We start from the raw sequence: 23,798 nt of genomic DNA, 5'->3' as shown, positions 1-23,798 counted from the left end.
ATCTAATTTGATTAATTCAAGTTAGATGGCATTCTCTTTAGTGATTTTTGTTACTCCACCCATGTATGGCACAAGAACGTCAGGAATTGTAACTGAACCATCTTCATTTTGATAGTTTTCAAGAATAGCTGCAACAATTCTACCACATGCTAAACCTGATCCATTCAAAGTGTGAGCTAGTTGTGTCTTACCGTTTTCATCGCGATAACGAATGTGAGCACGACGAGCTTGGAAATCTAGACAGTTTGAACAACTTGAAACTTCACGATACTTCTCTTGTCCTGGAAGCCAAACTTCAAGGTCATAAGTCTTAGTTGATGAGAAACTTGCATCCCCACTTGATAAGACGATAACGTGGTAAGCCAAGTTCAACTTTTGCAAAATGTTTTCTGCGTTAGCTGTTAATTTTTCCAATTCATCAAATGAATCCTCAGGCTTAGTAACTTTAACCATTTCAACCTTATTGAATTGGTGCATACGAATCAATCCACGAGTATCACGGCCGGCACTACCAGCTTCTGAACGGAAACAAGGAGTTAGAGCTGTAACGTATTTAGGAAGGTCCTTTTCATCAAGAATCTTACCTGCAAAGTAGTTAGTCAATGGAACTTCAGCTGTAGGAATCAAAGTTAATGGGTTTTCATCAACCATTACTGTATAAACATCTTCAGTAAACTTAGGGAATTGACTTGTTCCAAACATAGCTTCGTTATTTACCAAGTATGGAGGAATAACTTCGGTGTAACCATCTTTTTGATGTTCATCAAGCATAAAGTTATAGACAGCACGTTCAAGACGGGCACCCATACCCAAGTAATATACGAAACGACTACCAGCAACCTTAGTTGCTTGATCAAAGTCAAGAATACCTAATTCTTCACCAATATCCCAGTGGTGCTTTGGTTTGAATCCTTCTGTAGGAATATCTCCCCACTTACGGATTTCTTTGTTAGTACTTTCATCAGGACCAACCGGAACTGAATCATCAGGCCAGTTAGGTAGACGAACTAAGATGTAATTCATCTTCCCTTCAGTCTCTTCAAGCTTGGCATCAAGTTCCTTGATGTCAGTACCAACTTGTTTCATGTCAGCAATTTCTTGATCAGCATTTTCCTTGTTACGTTTCTTAGTAGAAATTTCTTGGGAAACTTTGTTTCTCTTTTCCTTAAGAGTTTCTGTTTGAACTAGCAACTCACGACGATCTTTGTCATAACCCAACAATTCGTCGATTTGTTCAGCTTTGACTCCTCTAGCGGCTAATTTTGTTTTAGCCCAATCAGGATCTTTTCTGATCAACTTAATATCTAACATATTTTTCTCCTTCTCTATAAACGTTGTAAACGGCAACACAAGTGCAAAGCCCTCCGCTTAGCTACGGTAGTGAAATCACTGACTCCGTCAGCAATTCCCCTACCTAGGCTATGCTCAGGCTTTTAACGCACTTGCTTATGCCTCTGGTATAAAAAGCCAATAAAAAAGACCGAAACATCCCTAAAAAGGGACGAATCGGTCATTCGCGGTACCACCCAGTTTCAGCATACAATTGCACACTGCTCTTGAGGGATTTTATCGAATCCAACCGAACGGAATTACCCGTCAGCCAAGATACTGGAATAGAATTTTCACGATTCTCACCAACCATCGCTTCTCTGAAAAATTCATTAGTAGGTAACTTATTAGCTTTTATATTTACCTATATCTTAAATTAAATGAACCTAATTTTCAATATTTTAATACTTATGTTTCTTAGCAGCTTCAATGTCAATATCTTTCAAGTCTAGGAACTTAGTCTTGTATCTAACTTTGTAGTAGATCCAGCAAAGGAACAACAAGATCAAGCCTGAGTAACTAACAAGCAATTTGATCACATTGAAGTCGACCAATGAACGAACATCTTGTCCGATGATAATGATGATACCAAGGACAATTGCTAAGATAGGCCCAAATGGGAACCACTTAGCTTTATATTTCAGATCATCAAGGCTGTAGCCGTGGAATAAATAAGCTTTTCTGAAACGATAATGTGAGAAAGCTATTCCCAGCCAGGCAATAAATCCAGTTAAACCACTGGCAGCAACTAACAATTGATAAAATTGGTTACCATACAAACTTGTGAATAACGCAATTCCACCAACAACAGCAGTCAAAATCAATGAGAACAATGGCACACCACGGTTATTAGTTCTTTGGAAAGCCTTAGGAGCCATTTCTTGCTTACTCATTGACCAAAGCATACGACTAGCTGCATATAGTCCGGAATTAGCAGCTGAAATAACTGAGGTTAAAATAACCGCATTCATAACTCCGGCAGCCAATGGAATACCAACTTTATTAAATACAATCGTGAAGGGACTGATTGCGATGTCAGTAGCACCTGATCCTAACAAGTTTGGACTTGTATAAGGGATCAATGCACCAATAACAGCAATTGATAAAATGTAGAACAAAAGAATTCTCCAAAAGACTTGTTTGATAGCCTTAGGAATACTCTTTTCTGGAGTTGCTGATTCACCAGCTGTGATACCAATTAACTCGGTACCTTGGAAGGAGAACCCAGCAACAACGAATACACTTAGAATAGCGGGAACCCCACCTACAAATGGTGCTTTTTTATAGGTAAAGTTTGTTAGACCAACAAAGTGTTGATTACCTAGAATACCTAAAATACTTAGAATACCGACAATCAGGAAGACAATAACGGCAGTAACCTTGATGGAAGCTAGCCAATACTCAGTTTCACCGAACGAGCCGACTGAAACAATATTAATTACAAATAATACGACTAAGAAAGTTAAACTGATCTTCCAGGAATCCCATGATGGGAACCAATATTTAATAACGATTGAAATCGTTGATAAATCGACAGCCAAGGTAATCGCCCAGTTGAACCAATAGTTCCAACCTAATGCGAAACCTAACGCAGGATCAATAAACTTTGTTGCATATGTTGCGAATGAACCAGTAACAGGCATGTAAGTTGCCATCTCTCCCAAACTGGTCATTAAAAAGTAAACCATGATACCAATTGCAACATAGGCAATTAAAGCACCACCTGGTCCGGCTGTTGAAATCGACGAACCACTTGCAACAAAAAGTCCAGTTCCGATTGAGCCACCAAGCGCAATCATGGACAAATGGCGAGTCTTCAGCGACCGGTTTACATCTGTATTTTCCATTTTCTTTCCCCTATCTGCTTTGAATACAAAAAAACCTTATTATCAGAAAAAAACCACTGACAATAAGGATTGTATTGTTATCCAAATGATCAATAGCTCAACGCACCAACGTGCGACAGTCCGTTACTTGTTGAGTAACGACCCAGCTCTTTTGTTGTAGGGACAAAAGTAGCTTCGGCATTAATTCCTTTCATGATTTATCAAAGCACCTACTGCTCTAAATCATTACTGATGATTAACGCGCCTCTATCTGCATGTACAACATTATAAAGAAAAGTAATGGTTGTCGCAAGTACTGGCACTAATTAAATGTTACAATAATTTTTATAAGAAAGCGCATCCGGGGGTGATTATTTATGCTCGAGACGGTTTTTTTAGGCAAACAGGATGTCGAAAAATATCAAATGTTGACGGTTATAAAATCTTTACCAAAGATTCAATTGAACCTTAGTACGATAGGAAACAGACTACATTTCACCTATCAAAAAACTTACAACATTTTTCAAGCCTTATTAGACGATATTTTCGATTTTAATCCGGCCTTGCAAAAAAAATCAGCAAAAATCGAATCAATTGAATTTGATAAAATCTCTATTGATAGGTATCGGCTGTTTCTATTTAAAAATTCTATAGTTTTCCAAGCTTTTGACTATGGATTCACAAACGCAAACCCGACATTTGAAAACTTCAGTAACTCACATTTCACAAGTAAATCAACACTAAATCGTCGTATGTCGAACTTCAGAAAGTTACTTAAAAACTTTGGCATCAAAATTTCTAATACAACCTTAGAGCTTAAGGGTGACGAGAAAAACATCAGATGGCTGGCATACTTTATCTACTGGTATACCTTCCATGTCCTAGAATGGCCTTTCAGAATTGTTCAACAAGACGCTGTAGACAAAATTGTTAGTCGAGACGATAATCCCCCATACAACCCAGTAATGAAACTTCAAATGGAAATTCTTGTTGCTATTTCTAGAATCAGACTCATCAAACATCGGTACCTCGACACGATGTCTGGTTACAATGAAGTTTTTGGTAACAAAACAATTGGAAAAGAATTAATCACACGTGAAGATTATTCTATCGTACCAATGGATAAATTGGATAACGAAAATAAACTATTAAACACTCTAAAAGACTTTACGTTCTTACCATCAAGATTTCTTTTCCCAAAAATACCATCAGCTCAAGATATTGCTGATCAAAGGTTCGTTTACTTAGCTTACAAATTTATCGACTTCTTGAAAGATAAATATGGTGATAACTTCAGAATCACTAACGATCCTGAAGCATTGGGTAAATTAGCCGATGACATCATTCACGACATTACCTTCTATCATATTTTTGCACATGAAGCTCCCATTAAACTTGGTTCTTACACTAGAAGCCCCGCAGATTTCAAAACTTTGACTTCAATTTATGTGAATATCTATGACTTCTTCGATGGGTTAACCGACCCTGAATTCCAAGCTATTAGTAACAGTGCTGAAAGTATCGCACATGACTTGTATAAGGTTTTAATTAACCACATTATGGCCGTAAGTGATGACGATATGCTACACGTTAAAGTTATCGTTGACTCAGGAAATCCAGTTTCCGGATTGATTTTGCACAACTTGATGTCAATGGAATTCATCAAGATCGTAACAAACGCTGAGTATGATGATGTCGATATTTTGATAACTACACTCGATATTTTCCCTGACTATGAAGGTCGAGATAAATATCCAGATGACCTAATCGTAATCCCATGGAACTCAACCGCCGTTCGTACAGATTACATCTACCTATTGGTTCGTCTTTATCAAATTTACACAGACAAATTACAAAGAAACTTCGAAAAAAACAACCGTCAATTGCATCTTTAGACGGTTGTTTTTTTTATTTTTTACGGAAGCCAATACGCTTCCCTGTCGTGTACATGAAGAACCAGAGTCCAACTATCAATACTACAAACAGGCCAATGATTGTATAAATCAAGCCACTGTGTGAAGTTGTCACCTGCTTAGTTTCATCGAGTGCTTCAATTGAACCTTGTGTAACTTTCAATTTATTATTAAAAGTTTTCGAGTAGCCAGCTTTACTAGTTACCGTCAACTTAGTTGAATAAATCCCAGGTTTCAAATGTTTAACTGGAATAAAATAGTCAAATTTTGAATTAGGCGCAATTTGTAAATCTTTTTGCGAGTATTCAATATTTTTCATGCTCTTATGACTAATCGTTGCTTTGATTTTTACATCATTAATATTGATTGGCGCAGTATTGTCCATCAAATAGCCAATTCCAACCACATCATTAAATGCCTTTGGTGCCGCACTTTGTAAGTGCATCTCTGGATCGACCACTTCGTCCTTTGAGTGCAGAACAACTCCTTTGACGTAGCGAATCTGATTAGAGACTCCCACTTTTTTATTAGTGGATGAACTCACCATTGCTGTAGTTGTGACACCACCCAAAATAATTCCGCGGAATTCATTTTTTGGAGAGTTAACTGTGAAATCAATTTGTTTTGATTGACCTGCATCTAATGTGACTGACTTCTTCCGTTTTCCATCAATTAGGGAACTTAATGATGGTGTTTCACTCTTATAAATCTTGGCTGAATATTTATCGTAGCCTATCATAGCCGCATCGGTTGTATAGGCATTGTTAATTTCAGCTTGGACGGTTATTTTTTCGGATCCGGTATTACTAATTACTACTCCAAGTTTTGAAGGCTGGTTCGGCTTCACCTGAAGATCGTAATAAGACACATTTTTATTTAATTGGTTATCAGGCAATACGGCCTGAATCGAGTATGATTTGTTGTTTTGGTCATCATCCGCTTGCACAGTCTGGGTGGTCATTGCGACTGTCCCAAATCCTACAAGAATGGATAATAGTAGAAAAAATTTATTCAAATTCTATCTCCTTTGATAAGCAATTCCCCAAAATACTAAAATAATAACTCCTGTCAAAATTCCAATAATCGTTACGTAAAAACCAGTCTTATCGTATATAAGATTCTTGGATTGTTTGTTGACCAATTGGGCAGCAAGCCCATCAACATGATAATTTTGCTTAAAATTCCAAGTTTGCTTGCCATTTTTGGCAACTCCCTCTACCAAGTAATTTCCAGATTGGATTGGAGTTTGTTTCTGATTAAATTCAATCGGAATTTTGGAATTCGGAGCAATTTTAGCAAAATGGACATCTTGGACATCAACGTTATTATTAATGCCTAGTTTGTTGTACCAATTGTTCTTCTTTATTTTGACTTGGAATGTAGTATTTTCCAAAGTTTTAGCCTCATAATTGGCTAAATTAACTGATAAAAATGGTTGTGAGTTATGTACTTCGGGTGTAATTCCCTGCAATTTAATTGAATGCTTATTGGAAGTTTCTTGAGCGCCAAAATACACTCCAACTCCCGAATGACCAGCATTCGGATGCTTCTCGTCAAAAATACTGAAGCCACCAATTACAGTTCCATTAAGTTGTTGGTCTGGCAATTTCACTTTAAAAGTCACATTTCTTGTCTGATTCTTTTTCAACCGAATCATTTGTGGCTGAGTCATTTCCGCAAAGGAAGTTCTCAATCCATAATCTCCCGCAACCACGCTTTCTCCAATATCTATGTCACCATTTGGACTAGTAGTTGCGTTTGTCGGTTGTATTTTAATATCGAGTGTTTCAATACCAAAATTAGTAATTGATAATTTTAAAGTGTGCTCTGATCCTGGTTCGCCGGAAATTTCAAAACGATCTGGTTCTTGTGTGTTTTCAACTAAAGGAGTGACCGATACGCTGTGAATATCGGCCTTAACAACTTTAGTATTAAGCAAAAGTGCCATAATGACGGCTATGAAAGCAGTTAGGATAAATATACCTTTTTGCGAAATCATTTTTTAACGTCGTCTGCGAGAACGTCTATTCATGCTGTTGTTCTCTGTACCTTTGCTATTCTTTTTACCTAGGAAGATGCCCAGTCCGAGAATGAGGGCTAGTAATAGCACCCCGAGTAGAATGTATAGCCACAAGTAATTTGGCTTGTGACCGGCTAAATTGTTATATTTAGCAGCTTGTGCATCAGTGATTACGAAATCTTTATCGAGTACCCAAGTTCTAACTGAGCTTCCAGAATATGTCATTTTGATGTGATATTTTCCGGCACGCAAAGGAGTCTTGCCCCAGCTAACTGTGTAATTGTAGTTAGAAGTTGGCGCCATTGACTGGCCATCCTTCTTTTCAGTCATTTTGAACTTAGAATCACCATACTTTGTGATAACTGCTTTTGAAGATAAATCTGGTAAGAAAGCATTCTTAGTGTTGGCGACATTTGCAGCCACACCAACTTCTTTACCGACACTAGTATTTACAATTTTAGGAACAACGCGATTAATTTTATAATTAACATCATCGTTTTGTGATCCAAGCTGTGCCATCTGAATTGGCAATGAATAGCTAAATTTGTTCTTAATCAACGTACCATTTTCGGTAACAGTACCCTTAGCTTTTTCATGATAAGGTTGAACGTTCAATCCACCCATCAAAAAGCCTGTATAGTGTTGATCAGGAATCTTCACTTTTAAAATTGCTTGTGTTGACTTATTTCCAGCGACAGCCACAATCTGACCATTATTTTGAACCAAGTTATGCATTTGAATCTTCAAATTAGGGTCAGAAACCTTGCTAGAATCATAAGCAGGCTGACCATCATCACTAGTGTATGCAGTATTAATCGAAACAATAAATTGTCTTTCAGTATCACTAGTATTGAAAACATCTACCTTAACATCGACCGTCTCACCAGGATTTCCCTTAATCAAGTAAAATCCACCGTCAATATTAACCTTAGATCCATTATCAGTCGCAGGCTTCAAAGTATAATCACCAGACGTCCCAGCCTGAGCAATTTCGGTAAAATTCATAGCGCCCACAATACTGAAAATAAGTGCTAATCCAAGGAATATTTTTCTAAAAAGTCGTGTCATCGGTACCCTCCATAGGTTAAAATATAGAAAATTTCAATTCGAACCAAAAGCCACTACAAATAGTAGTGGCTTTTTTTGATGCTTTGGTTTGAGTTTTGTTACATAAAAATTTAATTTTTAATTATGCTTATGCTGTGCCTGATGCCTTAGCATTTAGTGTCCATGTAATTACACCTTTATATTTTGAAATACCATCTTTGCCATCTTTACCTGCAGTTGCAGCATCTGGAACTTTCAACGTAGCAGCATTTGCTGAATTAAATACAGCTTGATAACTACCCTTAACCTCATCAGTATCTTTAACGTTCAAAATACTACCTGTTGCTGTTGAGTCATTATCTGGATTCAAAGTAAGTGCTTTTGTTGACAAACCGCTTGGTTTCCCATCAGTATTGTTAAATGATTGAGGAGCCAAGTTTAAAATGAATCCATCAACTGGTTTATTGTCATCTCCAGTAAATTTACCAATGGTCGCTGTGACTTCGAAACCCTGATTTGTTGCTTTGGAGCTTGAAGTATCGCTTGATGTTTTCTTATCTCGAGATTCAACAACTCGGAGAATACCGTCTGAATTACCGTCTTCAGATGGAATGGCGTGTTCTTCACCTTGATCTAGTTTGGCAATTGAACCTGAAATAGCTCTCCCAAAGCTAAAATCGGGAACAGCTTCCAATGAAAGGAAACCTGAAATTACTGTTACATTCGCTGTTGAAGTAGCCTTAGCACCTTGTGTTGGATCAGAATAAGCACCATCAGCGATGTTAACTGATTGTCCACCTGTTACCAATTTGCCTTCATTATCATATGCTGAAGTTGCGGCTGAAACTGTTTGTGGAGCGATTCCACTAATTACCATACCTGCTGCTGCGATTGTGCTTAATAATGCTGTTTTTGAATATTTCATTTTAAAAATTCCTCCCTAGAATTTTTCAAAAATTTATTTTGTATTGCTTTTTTTACTACAAATCGATGTTATCAGAATAAATTTAAAATTTAAACCATTATTTTCGAATATTTTTATATAATTTTGAACCTTATTTTGATATTAAGATAATTGTATTAGCTTTTTGACTGCGAGTAATAGTGCGGGTGCCCCTAGCATCACCGCTCCTATCAGGCTTAGATTATCTTTTTCGGCTCCGGTTTGTGGAAATTCGTTATTCCCATATTCGTCGACGATCACTGCTGGTGTCTCGTCGTTTCCATCCACGTTATTGCCAGATCTTGCTCCATTATTTGAACTTGAATCACCACCGTGGCCAACATTTGATCCACTACCATGATTCCCACCAGGCTTTAGTCCGGGTTTTGAACCCGGATGGGTGGTTGTCCCATTTCCTCCATTGCCTTTTTTGTCGACAACTTCTACGGAAACGTTGGAGTTCTTATACATAGAACCCGACTGCTCAATGAATTGAGGGTTTTTGCCCGTATCGGATTGGGCCATATTGATACTCAACCCACCAACCATTCCCACAATGATTGATGAACAGACAAACATTAAAGCAACCTTGCCTCGATTATTGGTTCTTCGCCGTGATCCCTTTCGCAATATAGCATCCTCTCCTTCCTTATAAATTTTCATTTATCAATTGATAAATAAATTGATAAAAAAACAGGTGAATTATTCATTCACGCCCCCGTTTTCGTTCTTAAGCAAATAATACTTCAACATCTTGTCTTCAGATTCCAAATGTAATGGATCCTGACTGACTTGATAAATGTATTTAAACCCTAACTTTGAAAGTAGAGCTTGCGGCACAGGGTTAGTTGTCTTCACCGAAGCCCATACTTCCGTAAGATGCAGCGTATTGAATGAATGACTTAGCATGAGCTTAATAGCCTCACTAGCATATCCGTGGTTTCGTTGATCTGAAGAAATCACAAATCCAATCTCTCTAGTCTTGTCTAAACCATCAGATACTCCCCGTTCATTCAGTTCAATAATGCCGAGCATCTTGTGACTCGATTTTAAAGCAATAACATAAGTGTTGGCAAGAACTAAATATTTATTAAAAATATCTCTCGAATTGTTTTTATTTAATGAATATTCTAATCCTGCTGTTTCGTGATTACTTTGATCTTGGACTAATTGTGAGAAGACTTCAAAGTCCGATTCTTCAAAGTTTCTTATGATAATTTTTTCACCAGTCAATTCCATGCTGATTCTCTTTTCTGATAATTTATTATATAAAAATTTATAAATCATTTGATTGAAAAAGTAAACTAAATAATGAATATAAGCGGTTTCACAATTTCACAAAATACTATCATAGTGATATCATTATGATATGGCAGATAAAAAATTTCTATTAAGACTTGATCAAGCTTTGTACGATCAAATTGCTGCTCGAGCAAAAACCGAAAGTCGCAGTGTTAACAATTACATAGTGCACCTTCTTGAAAAAAGCACCAAGAACGAATCATTAGAAGGCCGACAGTTTGTTGGACGCACTATCCAAGGGAGTGACATTTTAACTGATAGTGGTCTCGTTTCAGTCAACGGAATCTATTACCGTTATATCTTGGCAAACACGAAGTCGATTAATGAAGATAGTTTATACACTATTATAGAGGCAAACGGAAACATACTTACATTAGAAGAACTTAAATAAGGAGATTAATATGTTTGGTATAAAAATAGTACATCAAAATCATAAAGGACTTGTTGAACTTTTAGGTAAATATCACCACAGTGTTGATGCAGGATTACATTTTTACGTTCCGTTCATTCAAAAAATTTATGCAGTCAGTTTAGCCATGAATCCACTCAAACTGCCTGATTACTCCATTATTACAAAAGATAACGCCGATGTCCGCGCTAGTGTAACATTGAACTATCATGTGACAGATGCCGTTAAATATCGTTACGAAAATACTGATTCAGTTGAGTCAATGTCACAATTAGTTCGTGGTCATTTACGTGATATCATCGGTCGTATGGACTTAAATGAAGCTCTTGGATCAACTTCAAAAATTAACCAGGAACTCGCAACTGCTATTGGGGACTTAACAAATACTTATGGCATCAACGTTGATCGTATTAATATTGACGAGTTGAAGCCAACCGCCTCAATTCAAGATTCAATGGATAAGCAGTTAAAAGCCGATCGTGAAAGAATTGCCGCAATTGCTAAGGCTGAAGGCGAAGCTAAGAGTATTGAACTTACTACTAAAGCTAAAAATGATGCCTTGATTGCTACTGCTGAGGCTCAAGCTAAAGCTACTAGAACAAGAGCTGATGCAGAAAGTTATCGTATTGGTCAAATGAACGAAAGTTTGAACCAAGCTAAAGAAGGTTATTTCCAAAATCAAACAATCAATGCCTTCTCCCAATTAGCTAATTCTCCAGCAAATACCGTCGTAGTCTCTGGAGACCAGATTAGTGATTTAGGCAAGGTTCCAATAATGAAGAAAATGTTAGAAAATTAATGGATAAACATTTTTGCAAACGTAATCATATTTCTGTTTTTTAAAATTGATTTCCACTATACTTAATAGGTAAAAGAAAGGTGTGAATTTTATGGATTTAACATTTAAAGGCGAGGCAGTTACTACATCAGGCGAGGCTCCTTACGTTGGTGACATTTTCCCAGACTTCACGGTCAAGGATAAGGATGATAACAAGGTTAAGCTCACTGACCTTTTGGACAAGCCGCTTCTAATTAGTGTCGTTCCAAATATTAATACCAGTGTTTGCAGCATTCAAACTAAGAAATTTAACAGCGAAGTTGACGGCCACGAGGAAATCAATTTTGTTACTATTTCGACTAATACTATAGAAGAACAAAGTAATTGGTGTGCAGCTGAAGGCGTTAAGAACATGAAGATGCTTTCTGATGTTAGCCAAAACTTTGGTAAGAGTACTAATCTTTTGATTAACGATATGGGTATTCTTGCTCGTTCGGTGTGGGTTGTTGATACTAACAAGCAGGTTATTTACTCTGAGGTGTTGTCAGAAGAAACAAACGAGCCAAGTTATGACAAGGTTCTCGATCAACTAAACGAAATGAACTAGAGTTTGGTCGTCGTTGATTGCAGCTGTTGATGTTCACTGTCGCCCTCCGGTTAGTTTCGGCGGGGGATGGGAACGCTGTGAGGCGATTTTGAGCTTTTTCAAAGCCCGAAAAATCTCAAAACTCACCTTTGTTGTAAACGCGCCCCATGGCACGTCAACAACAACTCCACGGCTGCACCCCCGGCGAAACGAACCTACGGGCTAGATAACATTTACATCTCAATTCAACTGAGAAACTCCAGTACATTTGGTGTTTCTCTTTTTTTATTGGACTGATTTCATGGATGTTCTATATTCGAACCAGTCTAATTCAAATCCGTTCCTTAGGTTAGGACTCAACTAGCTTACAAATATATTTCATAATCAAATTATAATATGTCTTCCCCAGCAACTAACAGTATTCAGAAACATTGAAGTGAACATCCCACCCCACCCAAACAAGCAATACATCTGAGTCCCTAGTCCGCAGGTCAGGTTTTTGGGGGCCAAAGCCGTGATATTCTTGTTTGCATGCCAAAGGGCATGCTTACAAGAAGGCCGCTTCGGGATACCGCACTGTGGATTCCGAACGTGCCCACAGCGTCCACGGCCCCCAAAAACCTGACCGGAGGACGGCAGTGAACCCACAAAAATAGCAATACCCCACAAGAAGTATTGCCATAAACCCGTTTATCGAAATTACACTTGTACTCAAACTAAAAACATACAAAAAAATCTTAACGTCTACGATGCTTAACAAATGTTACGTAATGCAGAATTGCACCGAGTAGAACGAAGAATATTACGGTGAAACTGGCGTAGTTGATCCAGAAATTATCCATTGGCATGATTGCTTTTAATGGTACTTGGATTCCCATGGTTACTAGGGCCATGACTGCAATCATGAAGAATAGTTGAATATATCTTTTCATGGTTAAATCATCCTTTTCTTGTTTTTGTGAAATCTTGTGACCGTACTTTGCACACAAATCTTTCTTCTTCTGTGGAATTTCTTTCATTCCAAATGTGTTTGGTAGGACGATTTCGCCGGTTTTGATTACTCCGGCTGCTGACATTACTCGATCAATTGTCTTGAATGTCTCGTCTGTGATCCCGGTTAGGAAGTTTTCGGTCGTACTCATATAACAAGATGAGAGACTCAAGTAGTGTTTATCTTTGAATGGTCCAGGGATCGTATCACCATTTTCTTTGAAGTATACGAATTTTGGTCGCATACAATCGAAGAAATTCTTCAATAACCCTGGTGCCTCTCGCCAATATGTTGGTGCACTGAAAACCCAAACGTCAGCATCCATGAGTTTCTGAGATAATTCATCCAATACTTCGTTCTCTTGGTGATATTTATGAGGTGTAATGTCATAATTTTCCAAATAAATTGTTTCTGTTTCAACACCCTCATCGACGTTGTCTAAAACATTGTCTAGCAATTCTGCGTTGAGACCGTGTTCTTTGTGCGATGCTAATATACCTAATATTTTCATGGGCATCCTCCTCTCTTACAATTATAACGATATTGTTTATACTAGCAAAATTTATTTTTTGTTGGTACAGTTAAGGTAAATGGGAGGTCTTGCATATGAAAGTACTTATTATTGGTGCACACGGTAAAGTAGGTCATTTATTAATTGGTGAATTACAATCACACAACATTGATTTCGTTGCTGGTTTACGTAGTCAAAAGCAAATTGATGCTTATCAAGCTAACAATATTCCAACACAATTTATTGATTTGACAGCTTCACTTGATTCAATTCACGATTCAATTGTTGCTTCAGGCGCTGATGTTCTTGTATTCACGGCAGGTGCCGGTGGCGCTGGTTACGATTTAACAATGGAAATCGATCTCGATGGTGCAATTAAAACTATGATGGTTGCTGAAGCCGTCGGTATCAAGCGTTATATCATGGTCAGTGCAATGTTCAGTGAAAATCGTAGTAAGTGGGAAGCCTCTGGTATCAGACCTTACTACATCGCAAAGCATTATGCTGATGAACACTTGCGTGGTACAAATTTGGATTACACAATCCTTCACCCAGGTGGGTTGACTGATGAAGAATCAGTTGGAAAAATCAAACTCACTGGTAAAAACGAAGCTGGATCCGTACCTCGTATAGATGTTGCAAAAGCCATCATGCAAGTAATCGAGACACCTTCAACAATTAAAAAAGAATATGAATTCGCAACCGGTGACGAACCTATTACCGATGCAATTAAATAATTTCCAACAAAAAATCCAAGACAAATGTCTTGGATTTTTTAGTTGTCGCTGAATTTACCCATTATTCCAATTGTTGGTTGGATGTTAATAAACGCATTTGGATCGATTTTTTGAACTGTTTGTTTAATGAAGAAAAGTTGGAACTTCGTGACTACCATTGTCATTGAGCCAATTTGTTCTCCTGAATATGCTCCGGTCAAATTGTAATCCATGGTAATTCCACGGTTAAGTGTCTTCAACAACTCTTTAGAAATTTCATCGATGCTATGTGAATATATAACCACGGTAATTTTTTGTTGTTGAATGTACATTCTGTCGATAACAATATTCGTAATAAAAATTGAAACCATACTGTATAAAGCTAATTCCCAGCCGAATACCATTCCGGCGATGACGATGATAATTGCATTAACTGTGAATCCCACTTGGCCAACTGTACCGCCACGACTCTTTTGGATAATTAAAGCGATAATATCTGTTCCACCGGTTGAAAATCCGTAGCGGAAACAAACACCGGAACCAACTCCGACCATTGCTCCACCAAAAATTGAAGCTAACATTGGATCGTTTGTAATTGGGTGCAAAGGAATGAATAATATAAATACGGAAGCTGACACAATTGAAATCAGTGATAGGACAGTAAACTTTTTCCCTAACTTCTTCCATGACAAGATTATTAATGGTACGTTGAGTAAGAAATACCAGAAATAAACTTCGGTGCTTAGGTGCACGAATTTATCGAGCAAGTTGACGAGCAGTTGTGACGCACCCATGACGCCACTGGTATAGATTTTTGACGGTTGCAGCAATAACTGAATTCCCATAGCTGAGGTAATTCCGTAGAAAACAGCTGCTAAAATTTGTTTTGGATAACCTTTAAAAATGGCCAATGCAGCCACCCCCATATTATGTATTCTTAAAATTATATTACATGTTAATATGATTTCACAAGACGGCTTTATGCAGTTTTACAAATTTACATGTTAAACTGATGTTAATTTTATAATCAGTCATTTCGGAGGTAATTTCAATGGAAAAAATTGGATTTGTTGGAACTGGTGTCATGGGCAGTGGAATCATTAACAATTTATTGAAAGCTAACTATGACGTTTCAGTTTATACAAGAACTGAATCAAAGGCCGAGCCACTTTTAAAAGCCGGAGCCAAATGGTTCAAGAACCCTAAAGAACTAACCGAAAACGTCGATATCATCTTTACTATGGTCGGTTTTCCTCAAGATGTCAAAGATGTATACCTAGACGAATCAACCGGAATATTTGCCAGTCTAAAATCCGGCCAAACCATAGTAGACATGACAACAAGCACCCCCACCCTAGCTAAAGAATTAGGTAAAAAAGCTGAATCAATGGGAGTAGAATGTTTAGATGCTCCCGTTTCCGGCGGTGATGTAGGCGCTAGAGACGGTAAACTAACAATCATGGTCGGTGGATCAAAAAAATCCTACCAAGAACTAAAACCAATCTGGGAAATAATAGGCCAATCCAACCACTACTTCGGAAGTTACGGAGCAGGACAAAATACAAAAATGGCCAACCAAATAATGATAGCAGGAACGATGACCGGCCTAACCGAAATGTTAGTATACGCAAAAGCAGCCAACCTAAACCTCCAAGACGTCCTAACCACCCTAGAAGGCGGAGGAGCCGACAACTGGAGCATGGAAAACTACGTCCCAAGAATACTATCCGGAGACTTCAAACCAGGATTTTATTCAAAACACTTCCTAAAAGATCTGAGAATAGCATTAGATGAAAGTAAAAAAATGGGACTAAACCTACCCGCAACCAAACAAGCAGAAAAACTTTATGAAGAATTAGTCGATGATAAAGGACTTGGAGATTTAGGAACACAAGCACTTGTTAAACTTTGGTGGTAAAAAAGCGAAGCCCAAAAGCACACGCCCTTGAGGCCGGGTCCTAAAGAAGCCCATAGCGGAGAGGCGGTGCGTAACACCCCGCAGCCTGGATGACTTAGGACCTCGGACTCAGTGTGCTTTTGGGCGTTTCTACTATAAAAGAGGCAAACGTAACACAAATAAAAATAAAACCCTCCAAAAAAGAGCGTAGAGAAGAAAAATTCTCCACGCTCTTTAAGTTTTTAACTTCAATTCTTCCTTAAATGTCTTAGGGCCTAAGGTTTCACCCCAAACAGAGCACGCATACAAACAATAAACTCAAAAATCCAAAACAGATATGAGCCCAAATAAATTCCAGCTCAACCCCAGATGGAGGAAGAAAATCGATTTGGCCTCAGCCGCCAAATTTTACTTAGCCGACGAAGTCGGGTTAGTAAAAGACCAGTTTGGAGACTTTTCGCACTTTGAAAAGCCTTCAAATGGCGTCGGCAGCGTTCCAGGCCGTAAAATCGATTTTCTTCCGGAATCGGAAGTGAACATCAACCAACTAATACTTAGGCTTCATTCAAAACCATATCATGCCTGTTACCCTCAACACGCTGCTCCAAACTGCACAAAACCAACAAGACCAAATACCCAACACCAGGCAATAGCAGCAACAACATCCACCAAGCAGACAAATTAACATCATGCAAACGGCGAATTCCAGCATTATAAATAGCAATCAAATAATATCCAAATGAAATAGCAGCAGCGACACCTAAAATAGCGCTCCAATAATAATCACTGATTGGCATTAAAGTAACCGTCCAAACAAACAACGCAATTAATACTGCAAAAAAGATGGTCGTTCCAAGATAGCCCCACCAGAAATCAGCACGACTAATTCTTTTAGCGCCAACGAATAAATCTTTAAAAAATAACTTAGTAGATGAAACCAATCCTGGCTTTCCACTTTCATTCCAAATTTCTTTTTCCATAATTACCTCTTAAAATTGCATTCCAATTATATATCCTAATATTCCAAATACATATGCGGCAATGAAATATACAAAACAGCTCACGTACCGCTTTTGGAACCACAACTGACTTAATTCAAAATTGAATGTACCAAATGTTGTGAATCCACCGCAAATTCCTGTACCTAAAAACAACAACATAGCTTTGTTATTAATTTTAGCAGTTACGAGCCCTAAAATGAACGAACCTGCAATATTAATCAATAAAGTCATCCATGGAAAATCTATTTTAGTCTTTCGAGATGCAACAGTAAGCTCATTTCTAAAACATGCGCCGACTGTTGATCCAAGCGCTACTAACAATACGTTCATATTTTCCTCCATGAGTACTTTTAAGTACCTATCCCACTTTTAAGTGCGTAATTGTTTAAAATTTTTTCACCCTTATAATTAATTTTTGTCGTTTAGATATTAAACATAGGGAGTGAAAAACATGCAAAATAAAAAAATTTCTCCAACATGGACTTTAGCAGCTTTGGCAATTAGTGCCTTCGCCATCGGAAGTGCCGAGTTCATCAGTGTTGGAATTATGCCACTAATTATCAAATCTTTTGATGTAACAATTGCCCAAGCAGGCTTGACTGTTTCTTTGTACGCCATGGGAGTCATGCTTGGAGCACCGATTTTAACTACTTTGACTACAAAATTTAATCGTAAAAATTTGCTAATTGGCATCATGATAAGTTTCATCATCGGAAACACGATTGCCGCATTGGCACCTACTTTTATCATCTTACTAATAGGTAGAATTATATCCGCTTTAGCACACGGCTTATTTATGACGATTGCTTCAGTTGTTGCTGCAGATGTGGTTGCACCTAACAAACGAGCATCAGCAATTGCGGTAATGTTCACTGGATTAACAGTTGCAACGGTTACCGGTGTTCCACTAGGAACTTACATTGGTCAAATTTTAAACTGGCGTAGCTCATTTATTTTCTTGATCCTCTTAGGATTAATTGGAATGATTGGCAGCATTATCCTCGTTCCAAAGAATTTACCAAAGGCTCAACCTAGTAATGCCAGTGGTTTCTGGCGTATTTTGAAACAACCAAAATTGTTGTTGATCATCTTGATAACTGCTTTAGGCTATGGTGCAACTTACCCAGTTTATACTTACATTTCTTCAATTTTAAAAAACCAAATGGGCTGGTCTGACAGTGCTATCGTCATCATCCTAGTTGTTTATGGACTAGCGGTCGCCATAGGAAATACTCTTGGTGGTCGACTTGCCAATGTCAAACCACTAAATGCTTTGTTAAAAATGTTTGTTGGTTTGGGAGTCGCTCTATTCCTCGTTTGGATTAGTCTAAATACGCACTACTTTGGGCTTGTTGCGGTACTTCTAATGGGATTGTTCGCCTTCATGAACGTTCCAGGATTACAGCTTTACATGTTGCAGTTGGCAGAGGAACTAACACCTTCTGAAGTTAATCTAGCATCATCATTAAATATCTCAGCTTTCAACATTGGAATTATCATCGGCTCAACTGTCGGTGGATTCGCAGCTTCAAACGATATGATTGCGATGACACCTTGGATGGGAATCGCAATGTTAGTAATCGGAATCTTACTGATTTTCTATCTAATGCGCAGCGTTTCCGCTGAAAAACAATAATTCTGTAATTTCTCTTATTAACATGTTAATATGAAATTCAATCATACCAACATGTAAAGGGGAAATTCACTTGAAACAATGCGTTTATAACATTGGAGTTGAAGCAACAATTGATGTCATTGGTGGAAAATGGAAGCCACTCATTCTCTGTCATCTTAAACGTGGAACGATGCGAACCGGCGAATTACGTCGTGTCATCCCCAATATCACTCAGAAAGTTCTAACCGAGCAACTTCGCGAGCTGGAAAATAGTGGTATCATCAATCGAAAAGTTTATGAACAAGTCCCACCCAAAGTGGAATATTCATTGACTGATTACGGTAAAACTTTGAATGACCTTCTATTTCAACTATGTAAATGGGGTGAAGAAGATATTTGTCGTCGTCGAAAAAATGGCGAATCAATAGTTTTACTTGATGATGATCCAGAAACTGACATCGAAGAAAAAGCTAATTAGAAAGCAGGATAAAAATCCTAGCTTTCTTTTTTTTCGCGCAAATATTCTTTTGTGGCCAAATTGGCAGCCAAGTAGTTACCAAAAATAGCGCATAGGAATCCACCTAACAATGTGGCAATCAAATATCCGGACAACATCATGTAATTTGATGTCTGAAACAACTTATAAGTATCAGCCGTAAATGTTGAAAATGTCGTGTACGCCCCAAGTAAACCTGTTGTTAACGATAAAACTGTGTCAACTTGCAAGTGAAATTTATCATGCAAATAGTGGATCAATAGTGGCAATACGAATGCTCCTGTCAAATTCACGAAGAGTGTTCCCCACGGAAAGCCTGAACTAACAGTGAACATTAGACCGATTAAATAGCGCAAGCTACCACCAATTGAAGCGCCAATAAAAATAATCAAAAACGTGTAAAACTTTTTCATAAGGAACATCCCTTGAATTTAATATCTTTTAAGCATACCAAAAAAGAGGCCATCTTTCGACGACCTCTTGGTGTTTACAATACGAGACTTAGTAATAGGACTCCGATTATTCCGACTACGGAAATGATGGTTTCCAAAACTGTCCATGTAAGTAATGTTTCTTTGATTGTTAAATCAAAATATTCTCTAAACATCCAGAATCCGGCATCGTTAACGTGTGATGCGGCAAGTGATCCTGCTCCGACTGCTAATACCATCAAGGCTGGATTTACTCCAGCTGACTGCATTAGTGGAAGAACTAATCCGGCTGCTGTTAGTGATGCGACTGTGGCTGATCCTAAGGCGATTCTTAGGACTACGGCGATTAACCAACCTAGAATTAGTGGTGACATGTTTGTTCCTGAGAACAAGTTCATTACGGCATCACCGACTCCACCGTCAATTAAGACTTGTTTGAAGGCTCCACCACCACCGATTACTAGTAGCAACATGGCGATTGATTTAACAGCTTCTTCAACTGTGTGCATGATTTGTGGTGTTTTGAAACGACGTGCCCAACCCATTGTGTACATGGCAATTAATAGTGAGATTGTCATTGAAATTGCTGGTGTACCAATAAAAGCAATGATGGAATCCAACATTGTTGGGTTCTTTGGCAAATGTCCGCCGTTAAATACTAGTTGATAAATAGTTGTGATGGCCATCAAGATAACTGGGAATAATGATGTTAGAACTGAAATACCAAATCCTGGTGTCTCATCAAGTTTAAATTCTTTTTGAGGACCTAATGCTGACAAATTACCTGTTCTATCAAAGGCATCTGGAACAATTTTCCTAGCAACTTTGGTGTACAAAGGTCCAGCGATAATAACTGCTGGAATGGCAACGATAATTCCGTAAAGTAAGACGTGTCCTGCACTGGCACCAAGCACTGCACTAATAGCTGTTGGTGCTGGATGTGGTGGCAAGAATCCGTGAGTTACCGAAAGTGCAGCTGCCATAGGAATTCCCAAGTACATAATTGAAACTCCAGCTTCAATGGCGATTGCGAAGACGATTGGAACTAACAGAACCATACCAACTTCGAAGAACAAAGCAATACCGATAATAAATGAAGCTAAAACAATAGCTAATTGTAATCTCTTTTTACCGAATTTTTGAATTAATGTGTGGGCAATTCGATAGGCACCACCGGCGTCAGCAACCAGCCTACCGAGCATGGCTCCGAAACCGAAGACAATTGACAATTCACCTAATTGACTACCAATACCATCTTGGATACTGGTGGCTATTTTGGTCATGGGAATACCAAGACCAATACCTACAGCGATTGACGTAACAACCAAGGATACAAAAGTATTTAACTTAACCTTGATAATTAAGAATAGTAACAAAGCAATTCCTAATACTAAGACAAGAAATGGCATAAGAAAATCCTCCCTAATTTAAGTAACCGTTTACATTCCGATTATTATTAAAACTCGTCGTTAGACGAGTTATTTTTCTTGGTGCTCTTTCATATGTTTCTTCTGGAATTCAGCAATACTCTTGTATTCTGGTGACAATGTCTTTGATAGACGAATCCAGATTGGTAGTAATTCACGATATACTTCAAAATTCTTTTCTTCAGGGTGATGAACATTTGTAACACCAACCATGTTTTTAACTTCTGAAAGATCATCAATGTAGCCTAATGAATACATCCCTAGAACAGCTGCTCCAAGACATGAACTTTCAAAACTTTCTGGAATAGTAACATCTTGTTCGAAAATATCAGCCAGCATTTGTCTCCAAAGTGCTGAACGTGCGAATCCACCTGTAGCTTGAATGCTCTTAGGCTTGCCAGCAACTCCTTCAATCATCAACATAACCATGTACAAGTTGTAGACGATACCTTCAAGAGCTGAACGGACCATATGAGCACGTGTATGTTGACGCGTTAATCCGAAGAATGAACCACGTGCGTAGGCATTCCAAATTGGAGCACGTTCTCCACCCAGATAGGGATGGAATAATAATCCATCTGAACCAGCTGGAATCTTTTCAGCAATTTGAGTCAAAATATCATATGAAGAAACTTGCATTTGTTCAGCTGTAATCTTTTCTGGTCCAAATAACTGATCACGAACCCAACGGAAGACAATTCCACCGTTATTAACTGGTCCACCAACGACCCACTTGTCCTTAGTTAAGGCATAACAGAATAATCTACCATTTGGATCAACAACTGGTTTATCGACAACTACACGAACGGCACCTGAAGTACCGATTGTGACTGCTACGACACCAGGGCCGATCGCGTTAACACCAAGGTTTGATAAGACACCATCACTAGCACCAAAGACAAATGGTACGTCTTCTGAAATATTTAATAGGTTTCCATAACTTGGATTGATTCCTTTGATTGAGTCAGTTGGTTCAACTAATTCTGGCAAACGGTCTTCAGTCAATCCGAGTAATTCGAGTGCTTGTGGTTCCCACTTCAAGTCGAAGATGTTGAACATACCAGTTGCTGAAGCAATTGAGTATTCCATCTTGTAAACTCCGAATAAACGGAAAAACACATAAGTTTTCAAATCAATAAATTTCTTAGCTTGATTGAATAAATCTGGTTTCTCATTTTTCAACCAAAGAATTTTTGACAATGGTGCCATTGGATGAATCGGAGTACCGGTCTTCGCATAAATTTCTGCACCTTGACCGTTATCTTTCAATTCTTCACTATACTTAGCAGCACGGTTGTCAGCCCAAGTAATAGCGCGTGTTAAAGGTTGATCGTCTTTATCCATCAAAATCAAACTGTGCATGGCTGATGAGAACGAAACGCCCTTCAATTCACCTGGTTTAACTTTTCCCTTACGAATAACTTGACCAAGGACTTCGACAATCGCATCAAAAATATCTTCTGGATCTTCTTCAGCCATATCGGGTGTATCTTGATATAATTGATAACCCTTGTTGGCATAGGCGATAACTTTACCCTTCATGTCATACAAAACTGCTTTTGTGCTAGTTGTACCGATATCGGCACCAATCATATAATCCATTAGTATTTCCTCCTGCTTCTACTTCTTGTCGACGTCGTGTCCGCCAAATTCATTTCTTAATGCTGCAACGACTTTCCCAGTAAATGTATCGTCTTCCATTGAACGATATCTCATCATCAATGAAAGGGCGATAACAGGTGTTGGAACTTGAAGCTTCAAGGCTTCGTCCAATGTCCATTTACCTTCACCAGATGAGTGCATGACACCTTTTAGTTCATCTAATTGAGGGTCCTTTGAGAAAGCTGATTCTGCTAATTCCATCAACCAGCCGCGAATAACTGAGCCATTTGACCAAACTTTTGCGACTGCTTCGTTGTCATAGTTGAAATCACTGTGTTCCAAAACATCGAATCCTTCAGCGATTGATTGCATCATTCCATATTCGATACCGTTGTGGACCATCTTTAAGTAGTGACCTGAACCAGCTTTTCCGGTATATAGGTAACCATCTTTTTGAGCGATTCCTTCAAAAATTGGTTCAATTGTCTTGAATACTTCAGCGTTGTCGCCACCAATCATGAAGTTTCCGTCATGATTTGCGCCACTCATACCACCAGAAGTTCCGGCATCGAAAAAGTTAATTCCATTAGCTTTCAAAATTTCGTTATGACGAAGTGAGTCTTCGTAAAATGTATTTCCACCATCAATAACAATGTCATCCTTATTTAGCAATTGACTAAGTTGGTCGATGGTACTGTTAGTTGGTTTACCGGCTGGCAACATTACCCAAACAATTTTTTGTTGATCTAATTTTACGACTGCATCTTCTAAACTGTCGGCAACCTCTGCCCCTAATTTAGCTGCATCTTTCTTTGAGTCTTCGTTTAAATCAAAGGCCACAACCGAATTGTTGTTCCTAATTAAGTTTTCTGTTAGGTTGATTCCCATCTTACCTAAACCAATCATTGCTAATTTCATATGTACATCTCCCATGTAATTGCTTTCAACAGAATTCATT

Annotated in this window: 24 protein-coding genes and 1 riboswitch; of the genes, 8 read left to right on the top strand and 16 right to left on the bottom strand. The window is 38.2% G+C overall.

Annotated elements, in window-relative coordinates:
- Positions 1 to 21: 21 nt before the first annotated feature.
- The gene (serS, locus tag ABM34_RS11260) at positions 22 to 1,311 is read right to left on the bottom strand and encodes a serine--tRNA ligase (RefSeq protein WP_048705817.1); all 1,290 of its coding nucleotides are present in this window, start codon (positions 1,309 to 1,311) and stop codon (positions 22 to 24) included.
- Positions 1,312 to 1,730: 419 nt separating this feature from the next.
- Positions 1,731 to 3,176 (bottom strand): amino acid permease, encoded by a 1,446-nt coding sequence (locus tag ABM34_RS11255; RefSeq protein ID WP_048705816.1) that lies wholly within the window; start codon positions 3,174 to 3,176, stop codon positions 1,731 to 1,733.
- A gap of 85 nt (positions 3,177 to 3,261) precedes the next feature.
- Positions 3,262 to 3,433: riboswitch (Lysine riboswitch) on the bottom strand.
- 99 nt (positions 3,434 to 3,532) lie between these two features.
- On the opposite strand from ABM34_RS11255, the gene ABM34_RS11250 reads away from it, so the two are divergent.
- Complete coding sequence (locus tag ABM34_RS11250) at positions 3,533 to 5,050, top strand: helix-turn-helix domain-containing protein (protein ID WP_048705814.1); 1,518 nt, start codon at positions 3,533 to 3,535, stop codon at positions 5,048 to 5,050.
- Positions 5,051 to 5,063: 13 nt separating this feature from the next.
- Here the strand turns inward: ABM34_RS11250 and ABM34_RS11245 are convergent, their stop codons facing one another.
- The 6 genes from ABM34_RS11245 to ABM34_RS11220 form a co-directional block, all read right to left on the bottom strand.
- Positions 5,064 to 6,083 (bottom strand): DUF916 domain-containing protein, encoded by a 1,020-nt coding sequence (locus ABM34_RS11245; RefSeq protein ID WP_048705813.1) that lies wholly within the window; start codon positions 6,081 to 6,083, stop codon positions 5,064 to 5,066.
- Between the two features lie 3 nt (positions 6,084 to 6,086).
- On the bottom strand, positions 6,087 to 7,067 hold the full coding sequence (locus tag ABM34_RS11240) for a WxL protein peptidoglycan domain-containing protein (RefSeq protein ID WP_048705811.1): 981 nt from the start codon (positions 7,065 to 7,067) through the stop codon (positions 6,087 to 6,089).
- Positions 7,068 to 7,070: 3 nt separating this feature from the next.
- Positions 7,071 to 8,156, bottom strand: coding sequence for a DUF3324 domain-containing protein (locus tag ABM34_RS11235; RefSeq protein ID WP_048705810.1), 1,086 nt, complete (start codon positions 8,154 to 8,156; stop codon positions 7,071 to 7,073).
- A 127-nt stretch (positions 8,157 to 8,283) separates the two neighbouring features.
- Complete coding sequence (locus ABM34_RS11230) at positions 8,284 to 9,060, bottom strand: WxL domain-containing protein (protein ID WP_048705808.1); 777 nt, start codon at positions 9,058 to 9,060, stop codon at positions 8,284 to 8,286.
- A 141-nt stretch (positions 9,061 to 9,201) separates the two neighbouring features.
- The gene (locus ABM34_RS11225; RefSeq protein ID WP_048705806.1) at positions 9,202 to 9,708 is read right to left on the bottom strand and encodes an LPXTG cell wall anchor domain-containing protein; all 507 of its coding nucleotides are present in this window, start codon (positions 9,706 to 9,708) and stop codon (positions 9,202 to 9,204) included.
- A gap of 72 nt (positions 9,709 to 9,780) precedes the next feature.
- Entirely contained in the window at positions 9,781 to 10,317 is a 537-nt protein-coding gene (locus tag ABM34_RS11220) for a GNAT family N-acetyltransferase (RefSeq protein WP_048705804.1), read from the bottom strand.
- A gap of 130 nt (positions 10,318 to 10,447) precedes the next feature.
- Between ABM34_RS11220 and ABM34_RS11215 the strand changes: the two genes are divergently transcribed.
- The 3 genes from ABM34_RS11215 to tpx all read left to right on the top strand — a co-directional run bounded on the left by ABM34_RS11215 (position 10,448) and on the right by tpx (position 12,174).
- Entirely contained in the window at positions 10,448 to 10,771 is a 324-nt protein-coding gene (locus ABM34_RS11215; RefSeq protein WP_048705803.1) for a type II toxin-antitoxin system antitoxin, read from the top strand.
- A gap of 10 nt (positions 10,772 to 10,781) precedes the next feature.
- Entirely contained in the window at positions 10,782 to 11,588 is an 807-nt protein-coding gene (locus ABM34_RS11210; protein ID WP_048705802.1) for an SPFH domain-containing protein, read from the top strand.
- A gap of 91 nt (positions 11,589 to 11,679) precedes the next feature.
- Positions 11,680 to 12,174 carry a thiol peroxidase gene (gene tpx / locus ABM34_RS11205; RefSeq protein ID WP_048705800.1) on the top strand — a complete coding sequence of 165 codons (495 nt, stop codon included), beginning with the start codon at positions 11,680 to 11,682 and terminating at the stop codon, positions 12,172 to 12,174.
- A gap of 716 nt (positions 12,175 to 12,890) precedes the next feature.
- On the opposite strand, the gene ABM34_RS11200 is transcribed toward tpx, so the two are convergent.
- The gene (locus tag ABM34_RS11200) at positions 12,891 to 13,655 is read right to left on the bottom strand and encodes an NAD(P)H-dependent oxidoreductase (protein ID WP_048705799.1); all 765 of its coding nucleotides are present in this window, start codon (positions 13,653 to 13,655) and stop codon (positions 12,891 to 12,893) included.
- 95 nt (positions 13,656 to 13,750) lie between these two features.
- On the opposite strand from ABM34_RS11200, the gene ABM34_RS11195 reads away from it, so the two are divergent.
- Positions 13,751 to 14,392, top strand: a complete 642-nt coding sequence (locus ABM34_RS11195; protein WP_048705797.1) for an SDR family oxidoreductase — start codon at positions 13,751 to 13,753, stop codon at positions 14,390 to 14,392.
- A gap of 38 nt (positions 14,393 to 14,430) precedes the next feature.
- Here the strand turns inward: ABM34_RS11195 and ABM34_RS11190 are convergent, their stop codons facing one another.
- Positions 14,431 to 15,291, bottom strand: a complete 861-nt coding sequence (locus tag ABM34_RS11190; RefSeq protein WP_232298595.1) for a YitT family protein — start codon at positions 15,289 to 15,291, stop codon at positions 14,431 to 14,433.
- A gap of 131 nt (positions 15,292 to 15,422) precedes the next feature.
- Between ABM34_RS11190 and ABM34_RS11185 the strand changes: the two genes are divergently transcribed.
- Positions 15,423 to 16,289 carry an NAD(P)-dependent oxidoreductase gene (locus ABM34_RS11185; protein WP_048705794.1) on the top strand — a complete coding sequence of 289 codons (867 nt, stop codon included), beginning with the start codon at positions 15,423 to 15,425 and terminating at the stop codon, positions 16,287 to 16,289.
- A 533-nt stretch (positions 16,290 to 16,822) separates the two neighbouring features.
- On the opposite strand, the gene ABM34_RS11180 is transcribed toward ABM34_RS11185, so the two are convergent.
- Together ABM34_RS11180 and ABM34_RS11175 are read right to left on the bottom strand one after the other, a co-directional pair.
- Positions 16,823 to 17,248 (bottom strand): DUF805 domain-containing protein, encoded by a 426-nt coding sequence (locus ABM34_RS11180; RefSeq protein ID WP_048705792.1) that lies wholly within the window; start codon positions 17,246 to 17,248, stop codon positions 16,823 to 16,825.
- Between the two features lie 9 nt (positions 17,249 to 17,257).
- Positions 17,258 to 17,599: a fluoride efflux transporter FluC gene (locus ABM34_RS11175; RefSeq protein WP_048705791.1), complete on the bottom strand. Its 342-nt coding sequence runs from the start codon at positions 17,597 to 17,599 to the stop codon at positions 17,258 to 17,260.
- 121 nt (positions 17,600 to 17,720) lie between these two features.
- On the opposite strand from ABM34_RS11175, the gene ABM34_RS11170 reads away from it, so the two are divergent.
- The gene (locus ABM34_RS11170) at positions 17,721 to 18,905 is read left to right on the top strand and encodes an MFS transporter (RefSeq protein ID WP_048705790.1); all 1,185 of its coding nucleotides are present in this window, start codon (positions 17,721 to 17,723) and stop codon (positions 18,903 to 18,905) included.
- A 70-nt stretch (positions 18,906 to 18,975) separates the two neighbouring features.
- Positions 18,976 to 19,362: a winged helix-turn-helix transcriptional regulator gene (locus ABM34_RS11165; protein WP_048705789.1), complete on the top strand. Its 387-nt coding sequence runs from the start codon at positions 18,976 to 18,978 to the stop codon at positions 19,360 to 19,362.
- 17 nt (positions 19,363 to 19,379) lie between these two features.
- Here ABM34_RS11165 and ABM34_RS11160 read toward each other — a convergent pair whose 3' ends face one another.
- From ABM34_RS11160 to gnd, 4 genes are all read right to left on the bottom strand, one after another.
- Positions 19,380 to 19,793 (bottom strand): fluoride efflux transporter FluC, encoded by a 414-nt coding sequence (locus ABM34_RS11160; RefSeq protein WP_048705788.1) that lies wholly within the window; start codon positions 19,791 to 19,793, stop codon positions 19,380 to 19,382.
- A 74-nt stretch (positions 19,794 to 19,867) separates the two neighbouring features.
- Positions 19,868 to 21,220: a gluconate:H+ symporter gene (locus ABM34_RS11155; protein ID WP_048705787.1), complete on the bottom strand. Its 1,353-nt coding sequence runs from the start codon at positions 21,218 to 21,220 to the stop codon at positions 19,868 to 19,870.
- Between the two features lie 69 nt (positions 21,221 to 21,289).
- The gene (gene gntK, locus ABM34_RS11150; RefSeq protein WP_048705786.1) at positions 21,290 to 22,840 is read right to left on the bottom strand and encodes a gluconokinase; all 1,551 of its coding nucleotides are present in this window, start codon (positions 22,838 to 22,840) and stop codon (positions 21,290 to 21,292) included.
- A gap of 18 nt (positions 22,841 to 22,858) precedes the next feature.
- Positions 22,859 to 23,758 carry a phosphogluconate dehydrogenase (NAD(+)-dependent, decarboxylating) gene (gene gnd, locus ABM34_RS11145; RefSeq protein ID WP_048705785.1) on the bottom strand — a complete coding sequence of 300 codons (900 nt, stop codon included), beginning with the start codon at positions 23,756 to 23,758 and terminating at the stop codon, positions 22,859 to 22,861.
- Between the last annotated feature and the right edge of the window lie 40 nt (positions 23,759 to 23,798).

The sequence above is a fragment of the Companilactobacillus ginsenosidimutans genome (assembly GCF_001050475.1).
In the GTDB taxonomy this organism is placed as follows: domain Bacteria; phylum Bacillota; class Bacilli; order Lactobacillales; family Lactobacillaceae; genus Companilactobacillus; species Companilactobacillus ginsenosidimutans.
Note: the sequence above shows the minus strand (reverse complement) of the source record. Positions and strands in the feature narration are given on the sequence as shown.

Coding starts and splice junctions, on each gene's coding strand:
- ABM34_RS11240 (WP_048705811.1), bottom strand. CDS start 7,067: ATGATTTCGCAAAAAGGTATATTTATCCTAACTGCTTTCATAGCCGTC.
- ABM34_RS11200 (WP_048705799.1), bottom strand. CDS start 13,655: ATGAAAATATTAGGTATATTAGCATCGCACAAAGAACACGGTCTCAAC.
- ABM34_RS11160 (WP_048705788.1), bottom strand. CDS start 19,793: ATGAAAAAGTTTTACACGTTTTTGATTATTTTTATTGGCGCTTCAATT.
- ABM34_RS11180 (WP_048705792.1), bottom strand. CDS start 17,248: ATGGAAAAAGAAATTTGGAATGAAAGTGGAAAGCCAGGATTGGTTTCA.
- gnd (WP_048705785.1), bottom strand. CDS start 23,758: ATGAAATTAGCAATGATTGGTTTAGGTAAGATGGGAATCAACCTAACA.
- ABM34_RS11175 (WP_048705791.1), bottom strand. CDS start 17,599: ATGAACGTATTGTTAGTAGCGCTTGGATCAACAGTCGGCGCATGTTTT.
- ABM34_RS11170 (WP_048705790.1), top strand. CDS start 17,721: ATGCAAAATAAAAAAATTTCTCCAACATGGACTTTAGCAGCTTTGGCA.
- serS (WP_048705817.1), bottom strand. CDS start 1,311: ATGTTAGATATTAAGTTGATCAGAAAAGATCCTGATTGGGCTAAAACA.
- ABM34_RS11250 (WP_048705814.1), top strand. CDS start 3,533: ATGCTCGAGACGGTTTTTTTAGGCAAACAGGATGTCGAAAAATATCAA.
- ABM34_RS11185 (WP_048705794.1), top strand. CDS start 15,423: ATGGAAAAAATTGGATTTGTTGGAACTGGTGTCATGGGCAGTGGAATC.
- gntK (WP_048705786.1), bottom strand. CDS start 22,840: ATGGATTATATGATTGGTGCCGATATCGGTACAACTAGCACAAAAGCA.
- ABM34_RS11255 (WP_048705816.1), bottom strand. CDS start 3,176: ATGGAAAATACAGATGTAAACCGGTCGCTGAAGACTCGCCATTTGTCC.
- tpx (WP_048705800.1), top strand. CDS start 11,680: ATGGATTTAACATTTAAAGGCGAGGCAGTTACTACATCAGGCGAGGCT.
- ABM34_RS11230 (WP_048705808.1), bottom strand. CDS start 9,060: ATGAAATATTCAAAAACAGCATTATTAAGCACAATCGCAGCAGCAGGT.
- ABM34_RS11210 (WP_048705802.1), top strand. CDS start 10,782: ATGTTTGGTATAAAAATAGTACATCAAAATCATAAAGGACTTGTTGAA.
- ABM34_RS11155 (WP_048705787.1), bottom strand. CDS start 21,220: ATGCCATTTCTTGTCTTAGTATTAGGAATTGCTTTGTTACTATTCTTA.
- ABM34_RS11220 (WP_048705804.1), bottom strand. CDS start 10,317: ATGGAATTGACTGGTGAAAAAATTATCATAAGAAACTTTGAAGAATCG.
- ABM34_RS11215 (WP_048705803.1), top strand. CDS start 10,448: ATGGCAGATAAAAAATTTCTATTAAGACTTGATCAAGCTTTGTACGAT.
- ABM34_RS11235 (WP_048705810.1), bottom strand. CDS start 8,156: ATGACACGACTTTTTAGAAAAATATTCCTTGGATTAGCACTTATTTTC.
- ABM34_RS11195 (WP_048705797.1), top strand. CDS start 13,751: ATGAAAGTACTTATTATTGGTGCACACGGTAAAGTAGGTCATTTATTA.